Genomic DNA, 15627 nt, shown 5'->3' on the forward strand with positions numbered 1-15627 from the left:
CAGGCTTACACTGGCACCCTTTTCAAACGAATGGCGGAGACCATGCGCATACTATTAGTGGAAGACCATCTGGAACTGTCGCACTGGCTGGCAAAGGCCCTGCGCGACGCGCACCTGACGGTGGAGACAGCCCACACCGGCGCCGATGCCGACGCCCTGCTGCACACGCAGGAATACTCGCTGGTGCTGCTCGACCTGACCTTGCCCAAGATGGATGGCCTGGACGTGCTGCGCCGCCTGCGCGCGCGTGGCGGCACGCGCGGCAAGACGCCCGTCATGATACTGACGGCGCGCGGCGGCCTCGATGAAAAAGTCCAGGGCCTGAACCTGGGCGCCGACGATTACATGGCCAAGCCGTTCGAGCTGGCCGAGCTGGAGGCGCGCGTCAAAGCCCTGCTGCGCCGCAGCCAGGGCAACGAAGCACTGGTGCACCACTGCGGCGCGCTCAGTTTCGACACGGTCACGCGCATGTTCAGCTATGCCGGCGCGGCGCTGGCGCTGACGCCGCGCGAACATGCGGTGCTCGAAGCGCTGATCACGCGCTCCGGCCGCGCCGTATCGAAAGAAAAACTGTTCGATGAAGTCTTCGCGCTGGCCGACGACGCCAACCTCGACGCCATCGAGCTGTATATCCACCGCGTGCGCAAGAAACTGGAAAACGGCGTCGACAGCGGCAACCCCGATGGCGCCGCCATCACCACGCTGCGCGGCATCGGCTACCTGCTGCAACCGCGCAGCGCCATGGCGGGCACGGCGTCGAAATGACGGCCCGCCGGCCCCTGCTGGAACGCCTGCGGCTACGCTTTGCCCAGGGCCGGACGCTGGGCAGCCTGCGCAGCCAGCTGCTGCGCTGGCTGCTGATACCGCTGGTGATACTGGTGCTGCTGGACGCCGTCTTCGTCTACCGCAATGCGCTCGATGCGGCCGACATGGCCTACGACCGCTCGCTGCTGGCCTCCACGCGGGCGCTGGCGGAAAGAGTCTCGATCGTCGGCGGCAAGGTGGTGGCGGAAGTGCCCTATGTGGCGCTCGACAGCTTCGAAACCGACACCCTGGGCCGCATCTACTACAAGGTCACGGGCTTGAACGGCGAGCTGGTATCGGGCTACGACGACTTGCCGCCGGTGCCGAAAAACGTGCCCCGCTCGGAAAATTATCCCGCCCTGGTGCGCTTCTACCACGCCGATTACCACGGCAAGCCGATACGCATCGCCGCCCTGCTGCAGCCCGTCTACGACGACTCGATGCGCGGCATCGCCCTGATACAGGTGGCGGAGACGCTGGACGCCCGGCGCGGCCTGTCGAACCAGATCCTGCTCGACACCCTGCTGTGGCAGGCAGCCATGGTGCTGCTGATGGGCGGCCTGGTGTGGTTTGCCGTGCGGCTGGTGCTGCAGCCCCTGATGCGCTTGAAAACGGAAGTGGAAACGCGCACCCTGTCCGACCTGTCCGACGTCGATCCCAGCCTGGTGCACCGCGAAATGCGGCCGCTGGTGAGCGCCATGAATGGCGCCATGGGACGCTTGCAGCAACTGATCGCCAGCCAGCGCCGCTTTATCGCGGACGCCTCGCACCAGCTGCGCACGCCGCTGACGGTGCTCAAAACGCAGGCCGAACTGGCTTTGCGCGAATGCGACCGCCACCCGGACAATCCGCACAATATGGCGGCCTTGCGCGACATCGTGAAGTCCATCGCCAGCACCACCGATTCCACCGTGCTGCTGGCCAACCGCCTGCTGACCCTGGCCCGCATCGAACATGGCGGCGAAAACCTGCCCATGGAAAGCGTGTCGCTGCGTGAAGTGGCGCAGCAGGTGGGCCTGGAAATGGCCATGAGCGCCGTCAGCCGCGATATCGACCTGTCGCTGGAAGCGGCCGACGAAGCGCCCGTACAAGGGCAAGCCCTGCTGCTGCATGAACTGATCGCCAACCTGGTCGACAACGCGCTGCGCTATACGCCACCGGGCGGCAACGTAGTCTTGCGCGTGCGGGCTGCGGCGCCAGAGTCCCTGCATGGCGCCGTGCTGGAAGTGGAAGACAGTGGCGCCGGCATTGCGCCGGCCGAACGCGAACGCGTTTTCACGCCGTTTTACCGGGTCGCCTCGGCACTCGAGCGCAATCCCGGCGGCGCCGGCCTGGGCCTGGCCATCGTGCGCGACATTGCCGCCCTGCACCACGCCAGGCTGGAACTGGCCACGGCGGCCAATGGCCATGGCTTGAAGGTTAGCGTGCACTTCAACCTGGCGCGTTGACTTCCATAAAACATGACAGGGCTGCGGCGCGACGCTAAAAATTGCATGTTGCTTAAAAACAACAAGTAATTTATTTTTAATACTTAATTGACATTCATATTAATCAATTGCCTTACGTAAATATATTTATCCCTATAGAATTCGCCTTCCATTAAGCGGCAAGACCATCTTTCCGCATTAATTAATTTCTTAGGAATAAAATGAAAAAGCAATTGTTTGCAGTAGTCGTAGGCGCCGCTCTGGCATTCCCATTGTTCGCACAAGCTGAAGGCGCTTATGTTGGCGGCAATATCGGTCGTTCGGAATTGAAAGCCGGCGGCGACGGTTGGGGCAAAGAAAACAAAACCAGCTTCAAAGCCTATGCTGGCTACGATTTCACCGCCAATTTCGGCGTAGAAGGTGGTTATGTTAATTTCGGCAAAATCAAACAAAATGATGGCACCGAAGCGTTCAGCGCCGAAACCAGCGCATTGTACGCAGCTGCTACCGGCACCCTGCCACTGAACGAACAATTCTCGCTGCTGGCTAAAGTTGGTATTACGCGCAATCACACCAAACTGAAACTGAGCGACACCAATTTCAACTTCAGCGAATCGCAAAACAAAACCTCCGCCCTGATCGGCGTAGGCGCTGCGTACAACATCAATAAAAACCTGTCGGCAGTTGCTGAATACGAACACTTCGGCAAAACCGTCGACAACAACGGCGTGAACATCAAGGCATCGCAATTCTCGGTAGGCCTGCGCTACAAATTCTAATTCACGATTTTTGTGAATTAAAATCCAGCGATTAGCCTGGCTTTGAAGGCCCGGTCGAATTTTCGACCGGGCCTTTCTGCATTCAGGAGATCGTCCAGCCCCTTGCGCAAGCGCTGGAGTGGCGCAGACAGGCGGCCTATCGCCATGCAAGGAGGCTGCGCCTGAGTGAAATGAGGCCGCAATGCAGACTTTTTCCCGTCACCAGCGCATATTGCCCAAAATGTTGCCGTAAAACAACGTGTGATTTATTTTTCATTATTTTTAAATAATTTCCTTAAGGAAATAAAAGACAAGTTATAAAATCTGGCCTCCATTAAGCAACGCTTATTGCCGCTACCTTAATTACGCACAGGAGAAAAAATGAAAAAACAATTATTTGCAGCCATCACTGTCGCCGCACTGGCATTGCCCATGCTGGCCCAGGCACAAGCAGAAAATATTTACATCGGCGGCAGCCTGGGGCGCAGCGAATTATCGGTGAGCGCCCCTGAATCCAAGAGTGAACAAAACAAAACCAGCTACAAGATTTATGCCGGTTACGATTTCAATACCAACTTTGGCGTGCAAGCCGGTTATGCCGATTTCGGTTCCATGAAAGTGAATGAATATACCGATAATGTAAAAGTCGACAGCACCGCATTTTATGCAGCAGCAACCGCCAGCCTGCCCCTGAATACGCAGTTTTCCCTGTTCGGCAAGCTCGGTGCAAGCCGCAATCAGACTAAAGTCAAAAGCAATGATATGGATGGCCTTTCCGATAAGCAGAAAAAAACATCGGTGGTGATCGGTTTTGGCCTGAACTACGCCATCAGCAAGAACCTGGCTGCGATTGCTGAATATGAAAATTTCGGCAAAACGTTCAAGATCGATGGCGGCGCCACAATCAAGGCGCATACGATGTCGGCGGGCCTGCGCTACAAATTCTAATTCCTGCATGGCATGAATTGATTTTGAAGCTCGCCAGTCGATGATGCTACTATCCCGCCCTGAGATTTGAATGAGGGCGCACTGCCATGATGACAAAAGAAGAAGTCGGCGAACTGTTTGACAATATCCGGGAAAATGCCCCCTGGGATTTGACCCAGCCGCTGCTGTGGGGTTATTACTTCACCAACCCCACGCCGGAATCGCTGGAGCAGGCGGCTGCCCTGCTGGCCATGCAGGGCTACCGCCCGGTGGAGTTGTACCAGCCCGAGCTGGAAGATGCTGCCGCCCCGCCGGTGTGGGTACTGCACGTGGAGAAGGAAGAAGTGCATGGCGTTGACAGCCTGCATGCGCGCAATGGCGAACTGATGCAATTCGCACAGGAACACCAGCTGGCCAGCTATGACGGCATGGATGTGGGCCCGATCGGCCAGCAACAGGACGTACCGCAGTTCAAGTAAGACCACCTTGCAGTGGATGTAAAAACGGCGCCGATGGCGCCGTTTTGCATGGAATAAACAAGAATCAGCTCAGGTTTTCCAGGCGGATCTTGGTCACCGTGCCGACCACGCTGCTCAGGGCTTCCATCTTGGCAATCGCCGCCGTGACGTGCTTTTCCTGCGTCTGGTGCGTCAGCATGATGATGTCCGTTTGCGTCTCGTCTTCGGCCGGCTCTTTTTGCAGCATGGCGTCGATCGAGATGCCGCCATCGGCCAGGATGCGCGTCAGGTCGGCCAGCACGCCCGGCTGGTCGGCCACATGCATGCGCAGGTAGTAGCTGGTAGTGATTTCCGACATCGGCAGAATCGCGATATCGGTCATCGCGTTCGGCTGGAAGGCCAGGTGCGGCACGCGGTGTTCCGGGTCGGCCGTGGCCAGGCGGGTGATGTCGACCAAGTCGGCAATCACCGACGAAGCCGTCGGCTCGGCGCCCGCGCCACGGCCCGAATACAGGCTGGCGCCGACGGCGTCGCCATGCACCAGCACCGCGTTCATGGCGCCTTCCACGTTGGCGATCAAACGCTTGGCCGGGATCAGGGTCGGATGCACGCGCAGCTCGATGCCTTCCACGCCATTGACGGTGGCGCGCTTGGTGATGCCCAGCAGCTTGATGCGGTAGCCCAGTTGTTCGGCATAGCGGATATCGACCGCATTGAGGTTGCTGATGCCTTCCACATAGGCTTTGTCGAACTGCACCGGGATGCCGAAGGCGATGGCCGACATGATGGTGGCCTTGTGCGCCGCGTCCACGCCTTCGATGTCGAAAGTGGGATCGGCTTCTGCATAGCCCAGTTCCTGCGCCTGTTTCAGCACGGTGGCGAAATCGAGGCCCTTGTCGCGCATCTCGGACAGGATGAAATTGGTGGTGCCGTTGATGATGCCGGCGATCCATTCGATGCGGTTGGCCGTCAAGCCTTCGCGCAGCGCCTTGATGATGGGGATGCCGCCGGCCACCGCCGCTTCGAACGCCACCATCACGCCCTTGTCCTGGGCGGCCGCAAAGATTTCGTTGCCATGCACGGCCAGCAGGGCCTTGTTGGCCGTCACCACGTGCTTGCCGTTGGCGATCGCCTGCAGCACCAGGGTGCGCGACAGGTCGTAGCCGCCGATCAGTTCAACCACGATATCGATTTCGGGATCGTTGACGATCAGGGCCGGATCATTGACCACCTTGCAGGCGCCGGCCACCAGCGCTTCGGCTTTCGCTACGTCGCGCACGGCGACGGCGACCACTTCGATGCCGCGGCCGGCGCGGCGCTTGATTTCTTCCTGATTGCGGCGCAGGACGCTGAACGTGCCGTAACCGACATTCCCCAGGCCCAGCAGGCCGATTTTGATGGATTTCATAATCTACTAAAAGCTCATAAGTGACGCGCCTGGGCAATTGAATGCCGGCTACGCGCCAGGTTGATCGAGTGTGCTGCTACCGGCTCAGCCCCGGCTGTGACGCTTGCGATAGCCTTCGAGGAAGCGCGCGATGCGTCCCATGGCCTCGGTCAGGTCATCGGAATTGGGCAGGAAGACGATGCGGAAATGGTCTTGCGCGATCCAGTTGAAACCCGTGCCCTGCACAATCAGCACCTTGGCCTCGGCCAGCAATTCATAGGCAAACTGCTGGTCGTCGGCGATCGGATAAATCACCGGATCGAGGCGCGGGAACATGTACAGCGCCGCTTTCGGCTTGACGCAGGTCACGCCAGGAATATCGGTCAGCAGCTTGTGCGCCAGGTCGCGCTGCTTCAGCAAGCGCCCGCCAGGTCCCACCAGGTCGTTGATGCTCTGGTAGCCGCCCAGCGCGGTCTGGATCGCGAACTGGCCCGGTGCATTGGCGCACAGGCGCATCGAGGCCAGCATGTTCAAGCCTTCGATGTAATCCCTGGCGTGGCGCTTTTCGCCCGACACCACCATCCAGCCGGCACGGTAGCCGCAGGAGCGGTAATTCTTCGACAGGCCATTCAGGGTAATGAACAGCACATCGTCGGCCAGCGAGGCGATCGACACGTGCTCGGCTTCGTCGTACAGCACCTTGTCGTAGATTTCGTCGGCAAAGATGATCAGCTGGTGCTGGCGCGCCAGTTCGACGATCTGCAGCAGCAATTCCACCGGGTACAGGGCGCCGGTCGGATTGTTCGGGTTGATGACGACGATGGCGCGCGTCTGCGGCGTGATCTTGCGGCGCATGTCGTCGATATCGGGATACCACTCGTTCTGCTCATCGCATACATAATGCACGGGATTGCCGCCGGACAGGCTGACAGCGGCCGTCCACAGCGGGTAGTCGGGCGCGGGCACCAGCACTTCGTCGCCGCTGTTGAGCAGCGCGTTCATCGACATCACGATCAGTTCCGAGGCACCATTGCCCAGATAGATATCGTCGATGGTCACGCCGGCGATATTCTTGCTCTGGGTATAGTGCATGACGGCCTTGCGCGGCGCGAACATGCCCTTGGAATCGGTATAGCCGGCCGCGTTCTGCAGGTTCAGCATCATGTCGCGCACGATCTCGTCGGGCGGATCGAAGCCGAACACGGCCAGGTTGCCGATATTGAGCTTGGTGATCTTGTGGCCTTCTTCTTCCATTTGCCTGGATTTTTCCAGGACCGGGCCGCGGATGTCATAGCAGACATCCGCCAATTTATTCGATTTCTGAATCGGTCGCAAAATAAATCCCTGTCGTGATACGGCGCAGCCTGCCAACGCTTGCAGCGTGGCATGTGCACCAGAACTATGAATCCATGAGACTGCAATGGCGAAGGTTGCAACACCAAACAGGCATTCTCGCCGAAAGCAGGCCATTTTATCAAATTAAACATGGCGAATGACGGCATTTGGCGCTAAATCTGCCAAACCTGCCTGCCGCGCAGGCAAGGCATCGGCGACGCCGCCTTCACCGTTTCTTCACTTTAGCGGCGCCTGCTCACGCTACCATGGCGCTGCCTGTGCTTGCATCTGCCCGATTATGTTGCATTTAGAAAAGATTCCCCTGCCATTCGCTCTTTTCAAGCATTTATGGCATGCTTACGCCCCTTCGCCACAGTACGGCAAGCGTCCCGATTAACCGTCCAGAACAGCCCAAACGCCATGAAACTTCATGCCAGCACCACCCAACAATACCAGACCGTCACCGGCTACGATGAAAACGGCGTTGAGATCAATGCCCAGCCGTATAACTATAGCCTGATCGTCATGCCAGAGGTAGAACCACGGGCCTGGGAGGTGGGCAGTTTTGAAGCATTGACCGAAGCGCATTTCGCGCAAATCCTGGCCGACGAACCCGACGTGGTGATTTTGGGCACTGGCGAGCGCCAGCGCTTCGTCCATCCGAAGCTGACCGCCGCACTGACCATGCGCCGCATCGGCGTCGAATGCATGGATAGCCAGGCTGCCTGCCGCACGTATAACATCCTGATGGGCGAAGGCCGCAAGGTCACCCTGGCACTGATCCTGTCGAATGGCAAGGGTAACGCAGCATGAAGAAATTCAATATCAATGAATTGCACACCTCGCGCGTGCTGATGTGGTCCCTGCTGGGCATTTTTATCGTCGTCACGCTGTATGCACTGGGCATCCGCACGCTGGTGCCGCCCGATGAAGGCCGCTACGCCGAAATGGCGCGTGAGATGCTGGCCAGCGGCGACTGGATTACCACCCGCCTGAATGGCATCAAGTACTTTGAGAAACCGCCGCTGCAAACCTGGATGAATGCGCTGACCTTCGCCACCTTTGGCCTGGGCGAGTGGCAGGCCCGTTTGTGGACCGGTTTGTGCGGCATCATTGGTGTCTGCATGACGGCGCTGGCCGGCAAAAAAGTGTTCGGTCCGCGCGTGGGCCTGTATGCAGGCCTGGTGCTGGCGTCGAGCCTGTTCTGGCTGGCGTCCGGCCAGATCAATTCGCTGGACATGAGCTTGTCGGGCATGATGACCATCGTGCTGGCCAGCCTGCTGATCGCCCAGCGCGATGGCGCCACGGCAGCCGAGCAACGCAACTGGATGCTGGCCTGCTGGGCCGGCATGGCGCTGGCCGTGCTGGCCAAGGGCTTGATCGGCATCGTGCTGCCCGGCGCCGTGCTGGTGCTGTACACGGCGTTTTCGCGCGACTGGCGCATCTGGACCCGCTTGCACCTGGTCAAAGGCTTCATCGTGTTTTTCGCCATCGCCACGCCATGGTTCGTGCTGGTCGGCCTGCGCAATCCCGAGCAGCCGCATTTCTTCTTCATCCACGAACACCTGGAACGCTTCCTGAAAAAAGGCCACCAGCGCGAAGGCGCGTGGTATTACTTCCTGGTACTGCTGATTCCCGGCATCCTGCCCTGGATAGGCGTGCTGCCGCAAAGTATCGCCGCCGCTTTCAAGCGCCAGGACGGCGCCTTCCAGCCCCGCTTGATGGTGCTGATCTGGGCCGTCTTCATTTTCTTCTTCTTCAGCTATTCGACCTCCAAGCTGCCCGGCTACATCGTGCCCGTCTTCCCCGCACTGGCCCTGCTGATCGCGCTGTACCTGGAATCGGCCTCGCGCCGCCAGCGCATGCTGGCCGCCGGCCTGCTGACCGTGCTGGGCCTGGCCGTGCTGGTGATCGTGCCGTTCGCCTTCCAGCACGCCAGCGCACGCGATCCGCTGGAACTGGCTGCACTGAAAGGCTATCAGCCGTGGGTGATGGCGGCCGGCTTCTTTGCCCTGGCCGGCGGCGCCCTGGCCCTGCTGCATGCACGCCAGTTGCGCCGCGACATGACGGTGCTGACGATTGCCGGCGCCGGTTTCCTGGCCACCCACTGCATCCTGGCCGGTTCCGAGCTGTACGGCCAAAACCGTGCCGGCACGGATTTGCTGCCGCAGATCCAGGCGGAGCTCAGTGCCGACACCAAGGTCTATTCGGTGGGCATCTATGAACAGTCGCTGACGTATTATTTGCAGCGTCCCGTGATCCTGGTCGATTACTGGGATGAATTCACGTTTGGACTGGAACAGCAACCGGAGCTGTCGTTGCCGAAAGTGGAGCAATTTGTCGAACAATGGACGCGCGATGCGGCCAGCGGCGTGCGCGACGTGGCCATCATCAGCCACGACCAGTACAAGCAGCTGCAACAGCAAGGCGTACCGATGCGCCTGGTGGCGCAAGATGCACGCCGCATGGTGATTGCCAACAATATCGTTGTTAGCAAATAGAAAAGTCTTCGACTTGCGCAGACTGATCCGGGGCGAATGCGTCCCGGATGTTTGGCTTTCACGCCCGGGCGCCACGGAAACTGCCGCGCCACCACCCCGAATAAAGCTATAAAATAGCGTTGCCTGCCAGCGGACACGGATCACGCTGGCAACCATAACCATCAAAACAATAACAATACGGCCTACACCATAAAACCCAAGAACAAGACGAGTGCCCCATGACCTCTGCCCTGCCCTTTTTGCCATTTTCAAAACCCACCATCGATGAAGCCACCATTGCCGCCGTCGGCGAGGTGCTGCGTTCCGGCTGGATCACCAGCGGGCCAAAAGTGCAAGCCTTCGAAGCGCAACTGTCCGAGTATTTTGGCGGCCGCCCCGTGCGCACCTTCAATTCCGGCACCTGCACCATGGAAATCGCGCTGCGTATCGCCGGCATAGGCCCGGGAGATGAAGTCATCACCACGCCCATTTCGTGGGTCGCCACCGCCAACGTCATCATCGAAGTGGGCGCCACGCCCGTGTTTGCCGATATCGACCCGGTCACGCGCAATATCGACCTCGACAAGCTGGAAGCGGCCATCACGCCACGCACAAAAGCCATCATCCCCGTCTACCTGTCGGGCTTGCCAGTCGATATGGACCGCCTGTACGCGATTGCCGACAAATACAAGCTGCGCGTGGTGGAAGACGCCGCGCAAGCATTTGGTTCCGAGTGGAAGGGCAAGCGCATCGGCTCGTTTGGCGACTTCGTGTCCTTCAGCTTCCAGGCCAACAAAAACATCACCACCGGTGAAGGCGGCGCGCTGGTGCTGAACAACCTGGAAGAAGCGCGGCTGGCCGAAAAGTACCGGCTGCAGGGCGTGACCCGCAGCGGCGTCGATGGCATCGATGTCGATGTGCTGGGTGGCAAATACAATATGAGCGACATCATGGCCGCCATCGGCCTGGGCCAGTTCGCCAATATCGAGGCGATCACGGCCCACCGCCGCAGCCTGGCACGCCATTATTTTGCACAGTTCGGCAGCGATTTCGAGGCCCTCAGCGGCGCGCAGCTGCCGGTGGCCGACTTTGAAAACAGCAACTGGCATTTGTTCCAGATCATCCTGCCGGACAACGGCCCCGGCACGCGCGCGACCTTCATGCAAAAAATGGCGGAACAAAACGTGGGCACCGGCTACCATTATTCGCCTATCCACCTGTTTAGCATGTACCGCGAACGCGGCTTTACGGAAGGCATGTTCCCCGTCTCCGAAAAACTCGGCTACCTGACCGTGACCTTGCCGATGTTCTACGCCATGAGCAAGCAGGACGTGGAACGCGCCGTCGCCACCGTCAAATCCATCCTCATCAAGTGAGCAGCGTGCCGATGAAACCAGAACTGTCTATTATCATTCCAATCTACAACGAACAGGATGGCCTGGCCGCCCTGTTCGCGCGCCTGTATCCGGCCCTCGACGCCCTGCAGACCAGCTATGAAATCATCTTCATCAACGATGGCAGCCGCGACAATTCGGTCTCCATCCTGGCCGAACAGTTCCGCCAGCGTCCCGATGTGACGCGGGTGGTGCTGTTCAACGGCAATTATGGCCAGCACATGGCCATCCTGGCCGGCTTTGAAGCCTCGCGCGGCCAGATCATGATCACCCTCGACGCCGACCTGCAAAACCCGCCCGAGGAAATCGGCAACCTGGTGGCGAAGATGCGCGAAGGCTACGACTACGTGGGTTCGATCCGCCGCAAGCGCCAGGATTCGGCCTGGCGTACGCTGGCCTCGAAAATGATGAACCGCCTGCGCGAAAAAATCACCAATATCAAGATCACCGACCAGGGCAATATGCTGCGCGCGTATGGCCGCAATGTGATCGACCTGGTCAACCAGTGCGCCGAAGTCAATACCTTCGTGCCGGCGCTGGCTTACACCTTCGCCCGCAAGCCGACGGAAATCACGGTCGAGCACGAGGAACGCTCGGCCGGCGAATCGAAATATTCGCTGTATAGCCTGATCCGCCTCAATTTCGACCTGGTGACGGGTTTTTCGCTGGTGCCGCTGCAAATCTTTTCCATGCTGGGCATGGCGCTGTCGCTGGGCTCGGCCATGCTGGTGGTATTCCTGCTGATCCGCCGCTTCCTGCTGGGCGCGGAAGCCGAAGGCGTATTCACCCTGTTTGCGATCGCCTTCTTCTTCATGGGCGTGATTCTGTTCGGCATCGGCCTGGTGGGCGAATACGTGGGCCGCATCTTCCAGCAAGTGCGCGCGCGGCCCCGCTACGTGGTGCAGACCATCTTGCAGGACGGCATGGCGCAAGCCGAATCGGAAGCACAGCCCCATGTGCAGCTGGACAAACGCCAGGTGAGCCGCTGATGCGCGCCGTCGTTTTTGGCTACCACAACGTGGGCGTGCGCTGCATCAAGGTGCTGCTGGCCGGCGGCGTCGATATCGCCCTGGTCGTCACGCATGAAGACAGCCCCACGGAAAACCTGTGGTTCGAGTCGGTCGTCAGCCTGTGCCAGGCCGAAGGCATCCCCTACATCACGCCGGCCGACGCCCGCTCGCCCGAATTGCTGGCCCAGGTACAGCAGGCGCAACCGGACCTGATGTTCAGCTTTTACTACCGCAACATGTTGCCGGCTAGCATACTGGAAGTCGCTCCCGCCTATAATATGCACGGCTCGCTGCTGCCGCAGTTCCGTGGCCGCGCGCCCGTCAACTGGGCCGTGCTGCATGGCGCCACGGAAACCGGCGCTACCTTGCATGAAATGACGGTCAAGCCGGACGCAGGCGCCATCGTGGCGCAAACGGCCGTGCCGATCCTGCCCGACGACACCGCCTTCGAAGTGTTTGGCAAGGTCACCGTAGCGGCCGAGCAAACCCTGTGGGGCGTGCTGCCCGCCTTGCTGGACGGCACGGCGCCGCGCCAGCTGAACGATTTGCGCCAGGGCGGCTACTTCGGCGGACGCAAGCCGGAAGACGGCCGCATCGACTGGACCCTGCCCGCGCAACAAGTGTATAACCTGCACCGCGCCGTAGCGCCGCCGTATCCGGGCGCCTTTACCGAAGTAAATCATGTCGTTTACATCATCGAAAAGGCCCGTTTGAGCCGGCGTCCCGCGGGAAGTTTGCCACCGGGCTTGGCAGTAGTGGATAATTGCATCTTTGGCGTTTGCGGAGATGGCCACATGCTTGCCATTTCTGCATTGACGGCTGGCGACGTACCGGTTTCCGCTGCACAACTGCAAAGCCGCCTGGCCGCCCCCGTCAGCGCACACTGAACATTACCGAAAGAATCTCATATGAAAAAAGTCCTCATCTTAGGCGTCAACGGCTTCATCGGCCACCACTTGTCCAAACGCATCCTGGAAACCACGGACTGGCATGTCTATGGCATGGACATGAGCACCGACCGCATTGCGGAACTGCTGGACAACGATGCCTACAAATCGCGCATGCACTTCTTTGAAGGCGACATCACGATCAACAAGGAATGGGTCGAATACCACGTCAAGAAATGCGACGTGATCCTGCCGCTGGTGGCGATCGCCACGCCATCGACCTACGTCAAGCAACCGCTGCGCGTATTCGAACTGGACTTCGAGGCGAACCTGCCGATCGTGCGTTCGGCCGCCAAATACGGCAAGCACCTGGTGTTCCCGTCGACCTCGGAAGTGTATGGCATGTGCCACGACGAAGAGTTCGATCCGGAAAACTCGGAACTGATCTGCGGCCCAATCAACAAACCGCGCTGGATCTACTCGAACGCCAAGCAACTGATGGACCGCGTGATCTGGGGTTACGGCATGGAAGGCCTGAACTTCACCTTGTTCCGTCCATTCAACTGGATCGGCGCCGGCCTGGACTCGATCCACACGCCAAAAGAAGGCTCGTCCCGCGTGGTAACGCAATTCTTTGGCCATATCGTGCGCGGCGAAAACATCTCGCTGGTCGATGGCGGCGCGCAAAAACGCGCGTTCACCTACATCGATGACGGTATCGATGCCCTGATCCGCATCATCGCCAACAAAAATGGCGTGGCCAGCGGCAAGATCTACAACATCGGCAATCCGACCAACAACTATTCGATCCGCGACCTGGCCGGCATGATGCTGACCCTGGCTGCCGAATACCCGGAATACGCCGAAGGCGCGAAACACGTGAAAATCGTGGAAACGACTTCGGGCGCCTACTATGGCGCCGGTTACCAGGACGTGCAAAACCGCGTGCCGAAAATCACCAATACCTGCGAAGACCTGGGCTGGGCGCCAACCACCACCATGGCCGATTCGCTGCGCAACATTTTCGACGCCTACCGCAGCCAGGTAGCCCAAGCCAAAGCCCTGATGGATTAATGTTGAGCAAGCCGTTACTGACCCTGAAAATCGACGTCGATACCTACCGCGGCACGCGTGAAGGTATGGGCAACCTGGTGCGCATGCTGGCCGCGCACCAGGCCCGCGCCACCTTTTTGTTTTCGCTGGGCCCCGACCATACGGGATGGGCCTTGCGGCGCGCGCTGAGACCTGGCTTTTTCAGCAAGGTCTCGCGCACTTCGGTGGTCGAGCACTATGGCTTGAAAACATTGATGTACGGCACATTGCTTCCCGGTCCCGATATCGGCAAGCAATGTGTGCAAGAACTGCGCGCCGTGCGCGATGCCGGCTTCGAATGCGGCATCCACACCTGGGACCACACCTTGTGGCAGGACAACGTTGCCAAGCGCAACGCTGCCTGGACCGTGGGCATGATGCGCAAGGCCGCCAGCCGCTACCAGCAAGTGTTTGGCGCCAAGCCGCACACGCATGGCGCGGCCGGCTGGCAAATGAATGTCAGCGCCTTCGTCGAACACGACGCGGCAGGCTACCACTATGCCTCCGATGGCCGTGCCATTCTCGACGAGCGCGGCGCGATGGTGTATCCGGGCAATGGCCCGCACCGTGTGCGCAATGGCAATACCTTGCTGAAATGCGTGCAATTGCCCACCACCCTGCCCACCCTCGATGAACTGCTCGGCTGTGAAATCGATGGCAAGCTGCTCACAACGGGCAATGTCGCCGAGCATATCCTGGCGCTGACGGCAGAAAATCGCCGCGATCACGTGTATACCTTGCATGCAGAACTTGAAGGACAGAAACTCGCCCCCATTTTCGAGCAGTTGCTGACGGGCTGGAAAGCCCAGGGCTATGAATTCTCCTCCATGGGCGATTATTATGAAAAAGTAAAAGATACGGAATTGCCCGTCTGCCCCGTCACCTGGGGTGAACTGCCAGGCCGTTCGGGACGCCTGATTGTGCAGGGCAAAGCTGCCTGAATGTTGTATTGTTCCACCTGGATGCGTTGCCAGGATAAAAACAGCGCTGATGATCACCGTTCAGGAGAGAACCTGTGGCTGATAGCCAATCCCTCGTAAGCCTACCCGACTTTAGCGCCGCCATGACCAGCGGCAAAACCTTTCAGTTGCTGGGCCGTCCAGCCAAGACCACGGTGCTGTTTTTCTATCCAAAAGACAACACCCCAGGTTGCACGACTGAGAACATGGCCTTCCGCGACGCCTATCCGCAATTTCTCGCCGCCGGCGCGGAAATCTACGGCATCAGCCGCGATTCGCTGCGCTCGCACGAGAATTTCAAGGCCAAGCTGGAACTGCCGTTCGAACTGATTTCCGATCCGGACGAAGCCGTTTGCCTGCTGTTCAACGTCATGAAGATGAAACAGATGTATGGCAAGACGGTACGCGGCGTCGAGCGCAGTACGTTTATTATTGACGCTGAGGGCCGATTGGTGAAAGAATGGAGAGGCGTGAAGGTCGCCACTCACGTAGAAGAAGTGCTGGAATTCGTAGCGCATCTGAACTGATCGGTAGCTAAGTAATATAACTGAGCAACACCGATCGTATGCGTTGCAGGCTTTCAGCAAAAACGTCACTCAACCCGTCGTCCAGTTCACTGTACAGATCGCAATCTTGAGTCAGCGCAACGCCTCTTCCCACTCCGCCAGGCGGGCTTCCCGCCCGCAACTGGCACTCCTTCCCGGCCACC

Annotated in this window: 15 protein-coding genes; 13 read left to right on the forward strand and 2 right to left on the reverse strand. The window is 59.3% G+C overall.

Annotation, left to right across the window (positions count from 1 at the left end):
• Positions 1 to 42: 42 nt before the first annotated feature.
• The 5 genes from ACL9RI_RS10390 (at position 43) to ACL9RI_RS10410 (ending at position 4395) form a co-directional block, all read left to right on the forward strand.
• Entirely contained in the window at positions 43 to 765 is a 723-nt protein-coding gene (locus ACL9RI_RS10390; protein ID WP_422726480.1) for a response regulator, read from the forward strand.
• Complete coding sequence (locus ACL9RI_RS10395) at positions 762 to 2252, forward strand: sensor histidine kinase N-terminal domain-containing protein (protein WP_422726481.1); 1491 nt, start codon at positions 762 to 764, stop codon at positions 2250 to 2252. The genes ACL9RI_RS10390 and ACL9RI_RS10395 overlap by 4 nt, the downstream gene beginning before the upstream one ends.
• 200 nt (positions 2253 to 2452) lie before the next feature.
• Positions 2453 to 3010 carry an outer membrane protein gene (locus ACL9RI_RS10400; protein ID WP_422726482.1) on the forward strand — a complete coding sequence of 186 codons (558 nt, stop codon included), beginning with the start codon at positions 2453 to 2455 and terminating at the stop codon, positions 3008 to 3010.
• 360 nt (positions 3011 to 3370) lie between these two features.
• Positions 3371 to 3937, forward strand: a complete 567-nt coding sequence (locus tag ACL9RI_RS10405; protein ID WP_422726483.1) for an outer membrane beta-barrel protein — start codon at positions 3371 to 3373, stop codon at positions 3935 to 3937.
• A gap of 86 nt (positions 3938 to 4023) precedes the next feature.
• Complete coding sequence (locus ACL9RI_RS10410; protein WP_422726484.1) at positions 4024 to 4395, forward strand: ribonuclease E inhibitor RraB; 372 nt, start codon at positions 4024 to 4026, stop codon at positions 4393 to 4395.
• Positions 4396 to 4459: 64 nt separating this feature from the next.
• Here ACL9RI_RS10410 and ACL9RI_RS10415 read toward each other — a convergent pair whose 3' ends face one another.
• Positions 4460 to 5782, reverse strand: coding sequence for a homoserine dehydrogenase (locus tag ACL9RI_RS10415; RefSeq protein ID WP_422726485.1), 1323 nt, complete (start codon positions 5780 to 5782; stop codon positions 4460 to 4462).
• An 84-nt stretch (positions 5783 to 5866) separates the two neighbouring features.
• Positions 5867 to 7096 carry a pyridoxal phosphate-dependent aminotransferase gene (locus ACL9RI_RS10420; RefSeq protein WP_422726486.1) on the reverse strand — a complete coding sequence of 410 codons (1230 nt, stop codon included), beginning with the start codon at positions 7094 to 7096 and terminating at the stop codon, positions 5867 to 5869.
• Positions 7097 to 7516: 420 nt separating this feature from the next.
• Between ACL9RI_RS10420 and ACL9RI_RS10425 the strand changes: the two genes are divergently transcribed.
• The 8 genes from ACL9RI_RS10425 to ACL9RI_RS10460 all read left to right on the forward strand — a co-directional run bounded on the left by ACL9RI_RS10425 (position 7517) and on the right by ACL9RI_RS10460 (position 15445).
• Entirely contained in the window at positions 7517 to 7909 is a 393-nt protein-coding gene (locus ACL9RI_RS10425) for an Mth938-like domain-containing protein (protein WP_422726487.1), read from the forward strand.
• On the forward strand, positions 7906 to 9597 hold the full coding sequence (locus tag ACL9RI_RS10430) for a glycosyltransferase family 39 protein (protein ID WP_422726488.1): 1692 nt from the start codon (positions 7906 to 7908) through the stop codon (positions 9595 to 9597). Before ACL9RI_RS10425 ends, ACL9RI_RS10430 begins: the two co-directional genes overlap by 4 nt.
• 218 nt (positions 9598 to 9815) lie before the next feature.
• Complete coding sequence (locus ACL9RI_RS10435; RefSeq protein ID WP_422726489.1) at positions 9816 to 10952, forward strand: DegT/DnrJ/EryC1/StrS family aminotransferase; 1137 nt, start codon at positions 9816 to 9818, stop codon at positions 10950 to 10952.
• 11 nt (positions 10953 to 10963) lie between these two features.
• Positions 10964 to 11959, forward strand: coding sequence for a glycosyltransferase (locus ACL9RI_RS10440; protein ID WP_422726490.1), 996 nt, complete (start codon positions 10964 to 10966; stop codon positions 11957 to 11959).
• Positions 11959 to 12867, forward strand: coding sequence for a formyltransferase (locus tag ACL9RI_RS10445; RefSeq protein ID WP_422726491.1), 909 nt, complete (start codon positions 11959 to 11961; stop codon positions 12865 to 12867). The genes ACL9RI_RS10440 and ACL9RI_RS10445 overlap by 1 nt, the downstream gene beginning before the upstream one ends.
• 21 nt (positions 12868 to 12888) lie before the next feature.
• Positions 12889 to 13941, forward strand: a complete 1053-nt coding sequence (locus tag ACL9RI_RS10450; protein ID WP_422726492.1) for a bifunctional UDP-4-keto-pentose/UDP-xylose synthase — start codon at positions 12889 to 12891, stop codon at positions 13939 to 13941.
• On the forward strand, positions 13941 to 14900 hold the full coding sequence (locus ACL9RI_RS10455; RefSeq protein WP_422726493.1) for a xylanase: 960 nt from the start codon (positions 13941 to 13943) through the stop codon (positions 14898 to 14900). Before ACL9RI_RS10450 ends, ACL9RI_RS10455 begins: the two co-directional genes overlap by 1 nt.
• Before the next feature lie 74 nt (positions 14901 to 14974).
• Positions 14975 to 15445 carry a peroxiredoxin gene (locus ACL9RI_RS10460; RefSeq protein ID WP_183675895.1) on the forward strand — a complete coding sequence of 157 codons (471 nt, stop codon included), beginning with the start codon at positions 14975 to 14977 and terminating at the stop codon, positions 15443 to 15445.
• Positions 15446 to 15627 lie beyond the last annotated feature (182 nt).

The sequence above is a fragment of the Janthinobacterium sp. Mn2066 genome, from assembly GCF_049319705.1.
Lineage (GTDB): Bacteria > Pseudomonadota > Gammaproteobacteria > Burkholderiales > Burkholderiaceae_D > Janthinobacterium.

Coding starts and splice junctions, on each gene's coding strand:
- ACL9RI_RS10390 (WP_422726480.1), top strand. CDS start 43: ATGCGCATACTATTAGTGGAAGACCATCTGGAACTGTCGCACTGGCTG.
- ACL9RI_RS10395 (WP_422726481.1), top strand. CDS start 762: ATGACGGCCCGCCGGCCCCTGCTGGAACGCCTGCGGCTACGCTTTGCC.
- ACL9RI_RS10400 (WP_422726482.1), top strand. CDS start 2,453: ATGAAAAAGCAATTGTTTGCAGTAGTCGTAGGCGCCGCTCTGGCATTC.
- ACL9RI_RS10405 (WP_422726483.1), top strand. CDS start 3,371: ATGAAAAAACAATTATTTGCAGCCATCACTGTCGCCGCACTGGCATTG.
- ACL9RI_RS10410 (WP_422726484.1), top strand. CDS start 4,024: ATGATGACAAAAGAAGAAGTCGGCGAACTGTTTGACAATATCCGGGAA.
- ACL9RI_RS10415 (WP_422726485.1), bottom strand. CDS start 5,782: ATGAAATCCATCAAAATCGGCCTGCTGGGCCTGGGGAATGTCGGTTAC.
- ACL9RI_RS10425 (WP_422726487.1), top strand. CDS start 7,517: ATGAAACTTCATGCCAGCACCACCCAACAATACCAGACCGTCACCGGC.
- ACL9RI_RS10430 (WP_422726488.1), top strand. CDS start 7,906: ATGAAGAAATTCAATATCAATGAATTGCACACCTCGCGCGTGCTGATG.
- ACL9RI_RS10435 (WP_422726489.1), top strand. CDS start 9,816: ATGACCTCTGCCCTGCCCTTTTTGCCATTTTCAAAACCCACCATCGAT.
- ACL9RI_RS10440 (WP_422726490.1), top strand. CDS start 10,964: ATGAAACCAGAACTGTCTATTATCATTCCAATCTACAACGAACAGGAT.
- ACL9RI_RS10445 (WP_422726491.1), top strand. CDS start 11,959: ATGCGCGCCGTCGTTTTTGGCTACCACAACGTGGGCGTGCGCTGCATC.
- ACL9RI_RS10450 (WP_422726492.1), top strand. CDS start 12,889: ATGAAAAAAGTCCTCATCTTAGGCGTCAACGGCTTCATCGGCCACCAC.
- ACL9RI_RS10455 (WP_422726493.1), top strand. CDS start 13,941: ATGTTGAGCAAGCCGTTACTGACCCTGAAAATCGACGTCGATACCTAC.